General features: G+C 60.8%; 11 protein-coding genes. 3 read left to right on the top strand and 8 right to left on the bottom strand.

All coding sequences use genetic code 11. The features are described 5' to 3' along the window. On the top strand, nucleotides 1-1,218 hold the full coding sequence (gene glcF / locus QZH45_RS12855; RefSeq protein WP_055135425.1) for a glycolate oxidase subunit GlcF: 1,218 nt from the start codon (nucleotides 1-3) through the stop codon (nucleotides 1,216-1,218). 13 nt (nucleotides 1,219-1,231) lie between these two features. Continuing rightward, the gene (locus tag QZH45_RS12850) at nucleotides 1,232-1,633 is read left to right on the top strand and encodes a heme-binding protein (RefSeq protein ID WP_024776341.1); all 402 of its coding nucleotides are present in this window, start codon (nucleotides 1,232-1,234) and stop codon (nucleotides 1,631-1,633) included. Between the two features lie 268 nt (nucleotides 1,634-1,901). Here QZH45_RS12850 and QZH45_RS12845 read toward each other — a convergent pair whose 3' ends face one another. The 7 genes from QZH45_RS12845 to QZH45_RS12815 form a co-directional block, all read right to left on the bottom strand. Then, on the bottom strand, nucleotides 1,902-2,066 hold the full coding sequence (locus QZH45_RS12845) for a DUF3077 domain-containing protein (protein ID WP_313934373.1): 165 nt from the start codon (nucleotides 2,064-2,066) through the stop codon (nucleotides 1,902-1,904). A gap of 880 nt (nucleotides 2,067-2,946) precedes the next feature. Continuing rightward, nucleotides 2,947-4,221 carry an OmpP1/FadL family transporter gene (locus QZH45_RS12840; protein WP_055135426.1) on the bottom strand — a complete coding sequence of 425 codons (1,275 nt, stop codon included), beginning with the start codon at nucleotides 4,219-4,221 and terminating at the stop codon, nucleotides 2,947-2,949. Nucleotides 4,222-4,288: 67 nt separating this feature from the next. Next, nucleotides 4,289-5,068 carry a thioesterase family protein gene (locus QZH45_RS12835; protein ID WP_055135427.1) on the bottom strand — a complete coding sequence of 260 codons (780 nt, stop codon included), beginning with the start codon at nucleotides 5,066-5,068 and terminating at the stop codon, nucleotides 4,289-4,291. A gap of 79 nt (nucleotides 5,069-5,147) precedes the next feature. After that, complete coding sequence (fabF, locus tag QZH45_RS12830) at nucleotides 5,148-6,440, bottom strand: beta-ketoacyl-ACP synthase II (protein ID WP_199275592.1); 1,293 nt, start codon at nucleotides 6,438-6,440, stop codon at nucleotides 5,148-5,150. Nucleotides 6,441-6,467: 27 nt separating this feature from the next. After that, a complete protein-coding gene (locus QZH45_RS12825; RefSeq protein WP_053193762.1) occupies nucleotides 6,468-9,551 on the bottom strand; it encodes an efflux RND transporter permease subunit in 3,084 nt (1,027 codons plus the stop codon). Continuing rightward, nucleotides 9,548-10,651, bottom strand: a complete 1,104-nt coding sequence (locus tag QZH45_RS12820; protein WP_055135428.1) for an efflux RND transporter periplasmic adaptor subunit — start codon at nucleotides 10,649-10,651, stop codon at nucleotides 9,548-9,550. The genes QZH45_RS12825 and QZH45_RS12820 overlap by 4 nt, the downstream gene beginning before the upstream one ends. Before the next feature lie 74 nt (nucleotides 10,652-10,725). Then, a complete protein-coding gene (locus QZH45_RS12815) occupies nucleotides 10,726-11,349 on the bottom strand; it encodes a TetR/AcrR family transcriptional regulator (protein ID WP_055135429.1) in 624 nt (207 codons plus the stop codon). Nucleotides 11,350-11,441: 92 nt separating this feature from the next. On the opposite strand from QZH45_RS12815, the gene QZH45_RS12810 reads away from it, so the two are divergent. Continuing rightward, nucleotides 11,442-12,902: an efflux transporter outer membrane subunit gene (locus QZH45_RS12810; protein ID WP_053193770.1), complete on the top strand. Its 1,461-nt coding sequence runs from the start codon at nucleotides 11,442-11,444 to the stop codon at nucleotides 12,900-12,902. Nucleotides 12,903-13,017: 115 nt separating this feature from the next. Here the strand turns inward: QZH45_RS12810 and QZH45_RS12805 are convergent, their stop codons facing one another. Further along, complete coding sequence (locus QZH45_RS12805) at nucleotides 13,018-13,824, bottom strand: oxidoreductase (RefSeq protein ID WP_024778768.1); 807 nt, start codon at nucleotides 13,822-13,824, stop codon at nucleotides 13,018-13,020. Nucleotides 13,825-13,832 lie beyond the last annotated feature (8 nt).

The following is a 13,832-nucleotide window of genomic DNA, read 5'->3' as shown; positions in this document are numbered from 1 at the left end:
ATGCAGACAACCTTGAGTGAAGAGGCTCGCCAGTTGCCCCGCGCCGAAGAGGCCGAAAGCATCCTGCGCACGTGCGTGCACTGTGGTTTCTGCAACGCCACCTGCCCGACCTACCAGTTGCTCGGCGATGAACTGGATGGCCCGAGGGGACGTATCTACCTGATCAAGCAAGTGCTCGAAGGCAACCCGGTCACGGCGAAGACCCAACAGCACCTGGATCGTTGCCTGTCGTGCCGCAATTGCGAAACCACCTGCCCTTCCGGGGTCGACTACCACAACCTGCTGGACATTGGCCGCGCCGTGGTCGATGCAGCGGTCGGACGGCCTCTCGGCCAGCGCTTGTTGCGCGAAGGGTTGCGGGCGGTCGTGCCCAACCCGGGCGTGTTCAAAGGGCTGATCGGTGGTGGCCGGATGTTTCGGCCGTGGCTGCCCGACAGCCTGCGCGGCAAGGTGCCTCGCCATGTACCTGCCGCCAAACCGCGGCCGGTGAACCGCCATGCCCGTCACGTGCTCATGCTCGAAGGCTGCGTACAACCGAGCCTGTCGCCCAATACCAACGCGGCCGCCGCCCGGGTCCTGGATCGATTGGGGATCAGTGTGACACCCGTTGCCGAAGCCGGCTGCTGCGGCGCCGTGGACTATCATCTGGACGCCCAGGCCGTGGGCCTGGATCGTGCGCGCCGCAACATCGATGCGTGGTGGCCGAACATCGAGGACGGTGTCGAAGCCATCGTGCAAACCGCCAGCAGTTGTGGCGCGTTCATCAAGGACTACGGGCACTTGCTCGGCAGCGATCCGGCCTATGCCGAGAAAGCGAAAAAGGTCAGCGCCCTGGCCAAGGACCTGGTTGAAGTGCTGCGCGAAGAGCCGCTGGAAATGCTGCGCGTGCGCAGCGACCAACGCCTGGCATTCCACTGCCCCTGCACCTTGCAGCACGCGCAGAAACTGGGCGGCGCCGTTGAGGCAGTGCTGACGAACCTGGGTTTCGAGCTCACGCCGGTCCCCGACAGCCACTTGTGCTGCGGCTCGGCGGGCACCTATTCGATCACCCAACCCGAGCTGTCCCGGCAGCTGCGTGACAACAAACTCAACGCCCTGGAAAGCGGGCGCCCCGACGTGATTGTCACCGCCAATATCGGCTGTCAGACCCACCTCGACGGCGCGGGACGGACCCCGGTCCGGCACTGGATCGAGTGGGTCGAAGCCGCGCTGCCTTAAACCTGGAGCTCCCATGAAAAGCAAAGCCGTACTCGGCCAGAACGAAGTCAGCCGGATTCTCTCGGCCGCCCGCGATGAAGCGAACAGCAACCAGTGGGCCGTCGCCATCGTGATTGTCGATGATGGCGGTCACCCGCTGGCCCTGGAGCGCCTCGATGGCTGCGCGCCCATCGGTGCCTACATCGCCACCGAAAAAGCCCGCACCTCGGCCCTCGGCCGGCGCGAATCCAAAGGTTATGAAGAGATGGTCAACGGTGGACGCCAGGCCTTTTTGTCCGCGCCGCTGTTGACGTCCCTGGAGGGTGGCGTCCCGATCATTGTCGACGGTCAGGTGATCGGCGCTGTCGGCGTGTCCGGGGTCAAGGCCGAGCAGGACGCCCAAGTCGCCAGAGCCGGCGCGCAATGCCTGAACTGAAGTGGACGCAACGGCACCACCGGATTGATCAACCAGCAGTGACGGCGCGGGGTACGTCGAAGATCTGCATACGACGGCTGGTGAGCAGAGCGCACAGATCGCTGTAGGATCGAAACGGCTTTGGCGGAGCTAATGGCTGCGACATCCTTTGCCCAGAAAAAAGAAGGCCCGAACATAATGCTGAACTGAGCCAGCACCAGAGGTTCGGGCGTTATTGACTTAAGTATCTGCGCTCATCATCACGGCGGCAGTGTGCTCCTGTGGACCGTCATGGTCTCGCCCCGTAGAGGTCCACCCCGGATTTGGGCGTAACGGCCATTACCACGCCATTAATGACCGCCTTGCCCAACACCGTGAAATGATGCGCAGCCCAGGCGTGTCGCTCGGTATCGCGTATGAACGCTGCGTCTTCGGCAAACTCATCGGGTACCAATCCCGGTCGCTGAATTTGCAGCGACCTGAGGAAAATATCCCGGTGAAGCGCTGGCCATCAAGATCGTTACGATTAAAAAAACACCGTAAAAAGCACCTCCTACACAACTATCGGAGTTTGCCTACAACCCTGAAAAAAGGTCATCCATTTTATCCAACGGGTCGAGTCCTCTAGCCATACACTCCCGTAACACCGAGCCCTAATCCCGAGGCTACGTCACCTTGCGCCTGTGCCTACAACTAAGCCAGAATCCGCCCGCTTGTGCGCCAGGGGCCCGGCTTCTATTGTCTCCGAGTCGCTGAAAATCAGCGATCGGGTTTAGCAGCCCAGAACCTTTGACGCACAGTGCCACACATATGCCAGCAGGTTTAGAGCCCGCTCATTATGTAATGGCGGTTGTGCGCGGGAGACCTTCGGGTCTGCCGGTTAAGAGGTCCGGTCTGCTAACCCGCGTACAGCCGCCACCCTTTTTTTCGTTTAGCAGCGAGACAAGGCGGCTCCACTACCTCTTAGAGTCACAACTATGTTTAAAGTAACTCCCAACCCTCCACAAACAGACCCCACCGCCAACGGCCTCGACCCAAAGAAAGTCCAAGAAGCTACCGATAACGTCGATCCGCGCTAGCACCCAGCCTGTAACTTGAGGCCGAGTCGGACTTTGTAACTCTCCTGCCTATAGAGCCGCCGATTCACACCAGCCCGAGCGAGGCCGCCTGTGCAGTGTCCTTCAAACACTGCGCAGGCAACCCATGGCCGACTATCTTCACGGTGTGGGAGTCATCGAACTCAACGACGCCCCGGCGCGGCTCGAAGGCTGCAAACCTAAACGCCGCACCTTCGAAACCCTGCTCCATTCGCAGAGGCGCTCCCCCTTCGCGACTCAGAACTTATAAGTAACGGACATACCGAACCCACTGGCGCTGTTCTTGTATTTGGAGCTGTAGGCGCCCCTGCTGGCTGAAGCGTCGTTGACCTTCACGCTCTCTTCCCACAGATAGGAGTAAGCGAGGTCGACGGTGACATTGTCCACCGGCGTCCACCCGGCGCCCAAGCTGACCACCGTGCGGTCTCCCGTTGGAATCCGTGGCGAACGGTTGGTGTTGTTGGTGGGGGACTGATCCACCGAAAAGCCAGTGCGCAGCACCCATTGCTTATTGAGCTGGTACGAAGCGCCAATCGCGTGCGCCCACGTGTCGTGCCAGTTCTCCTCTTCAGTAACACTGCTCAACGTGCCGCTCAGCGCCGCAGGCAATCCGCTGTTCTCGATGGTGATGTCCTTGAAGCGACTCCAGCGTGTCCAGGTGCTGCCCAGGTACAGGGTCCAATCGTCATTGAGTTGCTGGGTCACCGAGAAGTCCACGGACTCGGGGGTGTCCACGTCCAGCGAAGCATCGTAACTTTCGCCGCTGACTCCCAGCAGGGAAAAGACGCCTCCGGTGACTTTGGTTTTGGCATTATCCAAGTGATAGCTGACCTTGGAATGGTAGGTCATGCCCACCCGCGTGCTGTCCGTGGCCTGCACCAGAATACCGGCGTTGAAACCCAGGGCGGTGTCATCGCCCTTGCTTTTGAGTTTGCCGTCATTGGTGCCGGGGCTGATGGGGTTCAAGACCATTGCCGACAACTCACCGCTGATGCGGTTGATGGTCGGACCGAAACCAATGGAAACCCTGTCATTGAAGGCGTAGCTGACCGTCGGTTGGAAGGTCAGCGTCGTGACCTCGCTTTTGTTCGTGAAATAACGACCGGCGAACCCACTGCCATAATCCGTTATCAGGCCGAACGGCGCGTAGAAGCCGACACCGAACGCCCAATGTTCATCGATGGGATTGACGTAGTAACCCATGGGCACCGTGACCACGGGCACCATGTCGCCGTCTTGCTGGCCGCCGAATGTGCTGCGCGTCTGGCTGATGTCTGATTTGGCGAACAGCGTTGCAGCGCCCACACTGACCTGTTCTCGCTTCAAGCGAGACATGCCTGCCGGGTTACCGAAAACGGTGCTCGCGTCATCGGCGGAAGAGGATCGACCGGCAAAGCCAGTGCCCATCCCACTGATGCTTTGTTCATTGAGCGCAAAGCCGCTGGCGAACACGTGTGAGGAGGCCAGTGCGACAGCAAGGCCGAGTGGAGTCTTGAGAATCATTTTTTTCATTATTGGATCTCTAGGGTGATGACAGCTAGGTGTTGCAGGGAAAACAGTGGCCTCAGCTCTTTCGGCTTCAAGCGAAAATCGCCACGGTCTGGCGTGCCCACAGCACGCGCAGACCGCTTTCATCCCAGATCTCCATATCCTGGACGCAATAGCCCTCTTGGGTTTGTTGGCTGAACGAATTGATCAGGAACCATTCGCCGACCACGGCAGGTTGCGGCAAGTCGATGGTCCAGGACACCGAACTGATGGCGGCCGGCTCGGTAAAGCAGGTCATGGCCGCGGGCGGTAAGCTGTCGGCCAGCGCGATCAACGCGACGGCCGGATCGACCCCCTGGGCGTCCAGGTGACGCACCCACATCAGCAGTTCGGGATTTTCGGCACCCGACACCGGCAGCGATCCGCCGGCCGGACGCATCTCGAAGTTGTAGGCGCAGGCGGGTGCAACTCGTCTGTCCAGCTCCAGCGTCTGGTACTCGGAGGGCCCACCCACCGACGGACATTCCCATGAGTCGTGCCGGATCCGACTGGCACGCGGATGGGCAAACAACAACGTCGTGCGTAGCGCCAGTTCATCCCCCGACATGCAGTCAACCGCCACCGAGGTGACCGATCGACCCTCGCGCAAGACGCTGGTATTGAACGTCTGTGCCTGCGTCACCGGGCCGATGAAGGACACCTGGGCGGACTTGAACGGCGGCAGTTGCCCACCATTCACCAAGCGCACCGCCTGCAACGACAGAGCCGCGGAGAGCCCGCCAAATACGGTCCTGCCTTGCAGCCAATTGGCGGGGGCCGCGAAAGGCCTGTCAGGGTCAAACTGATTAATCAGCCGGGAAAATGAAGTCACGGTCTTTTCCTCTATGGGAAACAGAACATTCAGAATCGATACTCACGACGAGAACCTACGCAGAACATTTACGTCGTGATCATGGCGCCGACTCCCAACGACGGAACAGAACGCTGGCATTGACGCCGCCGAAGCCAAATCCATTCGAGAGCGCATAGGTGATCGAAGCCTTGCGTGCCGTCAGGCCAACCAGGTCGAGGCCACTAGCGGCCTCGTCGGGATTGAGGAGATTCAACGTCGGGGGAATGATCTGGTCCCGCAAAGCCAGCACCGTGAAAAGCGCTTCGATGCCCCCCGCCGCTCCCAGCAAATGCCCCGTGGCCGACTTGGTCGAGCTGATCGCCACGCCTGAGTGGTCGCCGAACACGGACTTGATTGCCGCCAGTTCGCTCTTATCGCCCACCTGCGTCGAAGTCGCATGGGCGTTGATATGCTGTACCTCGCCAGCACTGACACCCGCCTGGCGCAACGCTTGTTCCATGGCACGCCGGGCCCCATTCCCGTCTTCCGGCCCTGCGGTCAGGTGATAGGCATCCGCGCTGGTGCCGTACCCCACCAGTTCCGCCAGGGGCGTCGCTCCGCGGGCGAGCGCGTGCTCCAGCGACTCGATCACCAATAGCCCTGCCCCTTCGGCCATGACAAAGCCGTCGCGATCGCGATCGAACGGACGCGATGCTTCCTGTGGCCGCTCAGCAAACCCGGTGGACAGCGCGCGGGCGGCAGCAAAGCAGCCCAGCGTCACCCGGTCGATCGCCGCTTCGGTGCCGCCGCAAATGGCGATATCGGCTTCCCCGCTTCTGATCAGTCGCGCTGCATCGCCAATGGCCTGTACGCCAGCGGCACAAGCCGTCACCGGCGCGCCGAGCGGGCCCTTGAAACCGTTCTGGATAGAGACATGACCCGCGGCCATGTTGGCGAGGAATGACGGTGCGGTGAACGGCGATAATCTACGCGGCCCACGGGCATCCGTGGTCCGTACGGCCTCGGCAATCGCGCCGAAACCGCCGACACCGGAAGCGATAATGGTCGCGGTCCGCTGTTGTTGTGCTTCATCCGTGGGATGCCAGCCTGCCTGCGCCAATGCTTCATGGGCGGCCATGAGCGCGAATTCGATGAAGCGGTCCATCTTCTTGCGCTCTTTGGGCGCAATGATGCGGTCGGGCGCATAACCGGCAACGGGATCCTCTTCCAGTGTCGGCACTTGCCCCGCCACTGCGACGCCGGTGCCCTCACCGATCTCGTCTGGCAGGCTGCGAATGCCCGAACGGCCATCCAGCAACCTGCGCCAGACTTCTTCCGTGCCGCATCCCAGGGGGCCGACAATACCGCCGCCTGTGACTACGATTCGCTTTTGATCATTGGAATTCATCATGAGACCCTCCTGATTCTGAGTCGACGTTCAGTTGGCTGTCTGTGCTTCGGTTCTGGTGTCGGGACGGATTTTGAACCAGATGGCATACATCGCCGGCAGGAACACCAGCGTCATCACGGTTCCACCGAATGTCCCACCGATCAGTGTGTAAGCCAGGGTTCCCCAGAACACGGAATGAGTCAGCGGGATAAAGGCCAGGATGGCGGCCATCGCCGTGAGCAGTACCGGTCTGGCGCGTTGCACCGTCGCCTCTACAACCGCATGGAATGGATCGAGCCCTTCTTTCTGGTTGTGATCGATTTGCCCGATCAGGATCAGCGTGTTGCGCATCAGGATGCCCGACAGTGCGATCAGGCCTACCAGGGCGTTGATGCCAAACGGCTGATTGAAGATGAGCAGGGTCGGCACCACACCAATCAATCCCAGCGGCGCAGTGAGGAACACCATCACCATCGCGGACATTGAGCGGACCTGCAAAATGATGATCAGCAGCGTCAGGGCAATCATGATCGGGAACAGCGGCAACATCGCCTTTGAGGCTTTCCCCGACTCTTCGATCGAACCGGCTTGTTCGATGCGGTATCCGGCCGGCAGTGTGCTGATGATCGGCTGCAGCTCGTCCAGGATTTTCGTGGAAACGTCCGGCGGCTGCAGATCCTCGGCAATGTCCCCGCGTACCGTGATGGTGGGCGTACGGTCACGACGGCGCAGGACCGGATCTTCCATGCGCACCTCGACACTGCCGATCTGCGACAACGGAACCCGCTGGCCGGCCGAGCCCACCAATGTGAAGCCCTGGATTTTTGCCGGATCGAGGCGGATATCGCCCGCTGCACGCCCCACCACTTGCACGGAGCGAATGTCTTCGCGCACAAACGTGATCGGGATACCCGACAGCAGGAACTGCAATTGCTGGCCGACCGTACTGGACGTCAGCCCAACCGCCTGCAACCGGTTCTGGTCCAATGAGAAATGCAGTGTCGGTATGCGCGTCCCCCAGTCGGTGTTGACGGTCCTCATCATGGGACTTGCCCGCATGACAGCCTCGACCCGGCCGGCAATCTCACGCAGCCTGGCGGGATCCGGGCCCATTACCCGGTAAGCGACAGGAAAGGGAGAATATGGACCGAACACCAGTTGAGTAACCCGCACACGGGCTTCAGGCGCGAGCCCGTCAGCCACCGCTTGGCGGAGACGGTGCTTGAGGGTTTCACGCTCCTCCTGGCTACCTGTCAGCACCACCATTTTGGCGAATGACGGATCGGGTAGCTCCGGCGCCATTGCCAGGTAGAAACGCGGCGAACCCTGTCCGATATAGGACGTGACGATTTTCGCTTCGTCCTGCTTTTGCAGCCAGGCTTCAATGCTGGCCGTCGCCGTGCTGGTCTGCTCTATGGAAGTGCCGTAAGGCATCTGCACTTCAATCAGTACTTCGGGGCGATCAGAGGCGGGGAAAAACTGCTTCTTGACCAGGCCCATGCCAAGGATGGCTACGACAAAAAAGCCAATCACCGCCCCGGCCACCAGCCATTTGCGAGCAATGACACGTGTCAGCAATCGGCGAAAACGATTGTAGCGAGGTGTGTCATAGATGGCCGCGTGGCCACCCTCGACTTTTTTGACGTGCGGCAACAGCTTCACACCCAGGTAAGGCGTGAAGGCCACAGCGACCACCCAAGACGCGATCAGGGCAATGCCCACGATCCAGAACATGTTGCTGGTGTACTCGCCCGCGGACGAGTGCGCGAAGCCGTTGGGCATAAAGCCGACAGCCGTCACCAGCGTACCGGCGAGCATGGGGGCGGCGGTATGGCTCCAGGCATAGGCCGAGGCCTTGATCCGGTCGTAGCCCTCCTCCATTTTGACCATCATCATTTCGATGGCGATGATGGCGTCGTCCACCAGCAGGCCCAACGCCAGGATCAGTGACCCCAGGGTGATGCGGTCGAAATTCTTGCCGGTGGCGGCCATCACCATGAACACCACAGCGAGAGTCAACGGCACGGCCGCCGCCACCACCACACCCACATGCCAGCCCATGCTGAGGAAACAGACCAACATCACCACCAGCAACGCGACGAAGAACTTGATCATGAATTCGTCGACGGCCGAACTGATATTCACCGACTGATCGGTGACCTTGGTGAACGTCATGCCCAGCGGCATGCCGTCGTTGATACTGACCGTCTCGGCATCCAGGGCCTTGCCCAGGTCCAGACCGTTCCAGCCTTCGCGCATCACGATACCCAGCAACAGGGCGGGCTCGCCTTTGTTGCGGACCAGAAAGGTTGCCGGGTCTTCGTAGCCACGCTCCACCGTCGCAACATCCGAGAGCTTCAGCGCCCGCCCCTGCACCACAATCGGCGTATCGCGAATTTTCTCGAGCTTGTCGAACGCGCCATCCAGGCGCACGAATACCTGCGGTCCCTTGGTGTCGATCGAGCCGGCGGGCGTCAGCACGTTCTGACTGTTCAGCGCGGCAAAAATGTCCTGGGGGGAAAGCCCAAGCGTTGCCAGCCGATCATGGGAGAACGACACGAAGATACGTTCGGACTGCTCGCCGATGATGTTGACCTTTTTCACGCCCGGCACATGCAGAAGGCGCTGGCGCAACGACTCGGCATCGCGGGCCAGCAAGCGCTGCGGCTCGCCCTTGGCCTTCAACGCAAAAAGCGCAAAGGTCACGTCCGAAAACTCATCGTTGACCATCGGCCCTATGACACCGGCCGGCAGGGTTTTCGCCTCATCCGCAATTTTCTTGCGGGCCTGGTAGAACTCTTCCTGCACTTCCGCTGGCGGCGTGGTGTCCAGCAGCGACACCATGGTGAACGCCAGCCCAGGCCGCGTGTACGTTTCCGTGCGGTCGTACCACTTCAGTTCCTGCAGGCGCTTTTCCAACGGCTCGGCGACCTGATCCTGCATCTCCTGAGCGGTAGCCCCCGGCCAGGCAGAAATGATCGTCATCTGCTTGACGGTGAAGGGAGGATCTTCCGCACGCCCCAAGCCGAAGAACGCCAGGACACCGGCAACCGTAATCAGAAAAATCAGGAAAAGGGTGATCGATCGCTCACGAACGGCAAGGGCCGAGAGATTGAAACGCCCCTCGCTCATGGCTGGTTCCCCTTGGCGACCACCTGTTCCTGTTGCGCCACCCGAACCTCAGCACCCTCGTGCAGCAAATGCGCGCCCAAGGCCACGATCTGTTCGCCCTGCTTGAGGTTGCCAACGACCGTGGCCGTGTCATCGCCCAGACCGAGGACCTGGACCGGACGCCACGAGACTTTTGCCGGCTCGCCGGAAAGCGCCCATACACCGGGGCCTTCACCCGCGTCAAAAACAGCCGCGACAGGCACTCGCAGCGCCTGCCCCGGCGACTTGTCCTGGGCGATATCAAGCGTGACGGTCGAACCGAGCGGCGCATTGGCCAGCTCCCCTTCCAGCACGTACCTGGCCTCGAAGGTGCGCGTTACCGGGTCGGCGGCATCGGAAAGCAGCCTCAGCTTCGCAACAGTGGCTACCTTGCCGTTGCCGTACAACGTCGCCTGGGCCACCGAACCCACGACCGGGCGCAGCGTTTCGGGCAAATCCACGCTGGCCTCGCGTTGTCCCGCTCGTGCCAGTCTGACGACCGGCTGTCCCGCGCCGACGACTTGGCCGGGTTCGGCCAGGGTATCCATCACAACGCCATCGGCGTCGGCCAGCAAGGTCGCATAGCCCATGGCATTGCTTGCCACATCGGCCTGAGCCTGCGCAGCACTGAGCTGCGCCTTTGCCGTGTCAGCCGCAGCCTTTGCCTGGTCGTATGCAGATGCCGAGATCGCCCCTGCCGCCACCAGCTCGCGATTACGAGCTTCGTCATCCGCCGTCTGCTTGGCTTGCGCCCGTGCAGCGGCCACTGCCTGCTGCTGCGCACGCGCCTGCAGACCAAGGTCGACCGGGTCCAGGCGCATCAGTGGTTGACCACGCTTGACCGTCTGGCCGGCATCCACCAGACGCTCCTGGACCTTCCCCGACACTCGAAAGCCAAGGTCGCTCTGGACGCGAGCGACCACAACACCAGTGAACGAACGTGCGATGTCGACCGAGTTCTCGACGCCCGCGACCCTCACCAGAGGGGGCTGGGTGCGTGCGTCGACGGCAGTCGATGAATTACCGCACGCCGCCAGGACGAGAGGCATTAAGCAGACGGCAACAGGTTTTAGCCGAAGCATGGTTCGCTACTCAATAAATAGAACAGGAATGCATCTTCAGTCTAGTGACCAATAATGTCAACAGTCACAAAATATCAGAACGACTGCGCTGAAAGGCTGCGTAACATCAGCGTCGATAGAAGCGCTACCGCCGACGAGGCCGTATCAAGGTTGTATTGCAGTTGCACGGGATTGGCGTAAGGCTTCATGATCAGGTGGATCGCCAGGACGGCTTCATCCAAAGGGGTCTTCCCCTCGAACTCCCCGGACTCACGCCCCTCCAGGACGATTTTCCGGATCAGTTGGCGCAAGCGCTCGTCATGCGCCTGCGCAGGAAGCCACTGCTCGCGAGCGGCAACAGCGGCAATGTCGTAGAGCTTGCGATCATGAAAGAACAAGTCACTACCCGCCTCTGCCAGCGCCCGAAACAGACGCTTCAACTTCTCGGAAGCCGTCGGTGCATCCTCGATCGCTGCATCCACAATCGCCATGATCATGACCAGACGATTGCTACAGATCACCTCTCCGATCGCCTGCTTGGAATCGAAAAATTTATAGATATAGGCCTTGGAGAAGCCGATGGTCTTGGCAATGTCGGACACGGTGGTCTTCTCATATCCATAGTGGCCAAAGTGCAATGTGGCAGCCTCCACGACTTGATCGCGGACACTATGGTCTGACGGCCCACGTATCTGGGGTGCATGCATGTGTTTGGTCATTTTTCCAGCTTAGCCCCATGCATCTCCATTGACAACGAGTGACCAATCGGTAATATCGTCACGAACAGTAACTGGCTAAACCTGGAGTCTTCATGCCTTCCCTCCGTACGCTTGCTCTGCTTGTGAACACCAGCTTAATGGCGGGCTGCGCGGTTGGACCGGACTACCAGCGTCCGGACGCTCCGCTGTCGGATAGCTACCAGGCTCAATCCGCCGTTCAACAAAGGACGGCAGCCCGCACGGCAAACTTTGCCAACTGGTGGGAAGGCTTCGGTGATCCATTGCTCAGTGACTTCATCGCCAAGGCGCTTGCGCAGAACCTCGATCTGGCCCAGGCCTCCGCACGGGTCGCCCAGGCTCGCGCGGGGCTGGGCGCGGCAACCGCTGCCCTGTTGCCGTCGGGCAACATCAGCGGACAAGCCGCACGCGCCTATCAGTCCGTCGAAACGCCAATGGGCCAGGTGCTCAACTCGACGCCTGGCTATGATCGCTATGGCAATTTGTATGAACTGAACCTCGGCGCAAGCTGGGAGCTGGATGCGTTCGGCGGCCTGCGTCGAGGCCGCGAGGCGGAACTGGCCGAATACCAGGCGTCCGAAGCCGGCTTCACCGCGACGCGCCTGGCCGTCGCCGCGCAGACTGCGGACATCTATATCACCCTGCGTGGCCTGCAGGCCCGGCTGGCCATTGCCAATAGACAGGTCAAGACCCAACAAGACCTGCTGGAGAAAGTACAACTGCTCCACGGCAAAGGGCTGGCCGCCGAATTTCAGGTTCGCCAGACCGAGGGGGCGCTTGCGCAGGTTCAAGCGACAGTGCCGGTCCTCAACACTGGTCTGGATGCTGCGATGAACGCACTGGACGTCATCCTCGGCACCCCTCCCGGCACCCACCGGGCTCAATTGGCTGAGACGGGGACGATTCCTCAGGCACCGCAGATTACCTCAGCCGGCACGCCAGCCGATCTGCTGCGCCGTCGGCCAGACCTCATCGTGGCCGAGCGTAAACTGGCGGCGTCCAACGCCCGGATCGGCGTGGCGATCAGCGAGTACTACCCGAAGTTTTCGCTCGGCACCTTGATCGGCAGCGCGACAGCCGTTTCCAGCGGTCATCTGTTTTCCAGCGGGGCCAGCCAGGCCTCGGGGGTCCTGGGGTTGCGCTGGAGGCTTTTCGATTTCGGCCGTATCAACGCGCAGATCGATCAGGCGAAAGGAGAGGAAGCCGAAGCGCTTGCCGCCTATCGCCAGTCAGTGCTGCGTGCCACCGAAGACGTCGAAAACGCCTTCTCCGCGCTGGTCAACCGCGAGGCGCAGGCAACAACCTTGGCCGGAGGTGAAAGCGCTTTGACCCGTGCTCGGCAGTCGTCCTTCATCGCTTATCAGAAAGGCTCGGCCAGCCTGATCGACGTCCTGCACGCCGATGAAACACTGCTGCAGGCATCCGACGCCAGGGCCCAGGCCCAGACAGAATCGGCACGTGCAGCGGTCGCGGCATTCCGGGCGCTCGGTGGCGGCTGGCAGCCGATTGAAACCCAACCCGTGGCTACGCGCTGAAGCAATTCCCCTCCCCGGTCCTCCTGCTGTTCAGCAGGGAGCCGGGCTGGCCGAGCTTTCCGGCTCGGGAACTGCACTCGAGGCTTATCAGTCACCACCACCCGAGTGCATACATTCAGCTCAGGCCAAATGTTTTTCTCAGGCTGGAGTCGACCGGGCCAGCCGGCATGAAACGGCGCAGCTTGCGCAAAAGAGAGGCCTCGCCTTTAGGCGTGCGGCGCATTTTCCAAGCGCCCAAGGCAGCCTCGACAATCGTTGCTGCTACACCGTCGGGACCTGGTGCGCCCTGAACACTGTTGATGATCGCGCGGGTCACCGCATCGCGGTCTTTGTCATAGGCCGGGATTTTGTCAGTCGCTTGCGGCGCGTTGAGATCCAGGTTCGTCCTGGTGAATGACGGCTCGACGAGCACCACGCGAACACCGAACTTGCGAACCTCATGATCCAGAGTCTCGGACATCCCCTCAATTGCGTGCTTGGATGCCGAGTAGAGGCCCATAAACGGCGCAGGAAGAAAACCCAGTACCGAACTGATGTTGACGATTCTTCCCGATCGCTGCTCGCGCATATGCGGCAGTACGGCTTGTGTCGTACGCAAGGCGCCCCACACGTTGGTATCGAACAACGATTGGGCTTCGGCGATCGACGTTTCTTCCACCGAGCCCACCAACGATCCGCCCGCGTTATTGACCAGCACATCAATGCGTTTGGCCTGAACGATCACAGTCTCGATTGCGCGCTGGACAGAAGCATCGTCGCGAACATCCATTTCGACAAGCTCGACACCTGGCAATAGGTCCGATGTTGTAGCGCGGCGTACGGTGCCAAACACCTGGCAACCTTGCTCGACAAACAATTGCGCGACAGCACGTCCAATGCCAGATGAAACACCGGTAACAAGGACAACTTTAGCGTTCGACATAGCAGTTC

Source organism: Pseudomonas corrugata, from assembly GCF_050920615.1.
GTDB lineage: Bacteria > Pseudomonadota > Gammaproteobacteria > Pseudomonadales > Pseudomonadaceae > Aquipseudomonas > Aquipseudomonas corrugata.
Note: the sequence above shows the minus strand (reverse complement) of the source record. Positions and strands in the feature narration are given on the sequence as shown.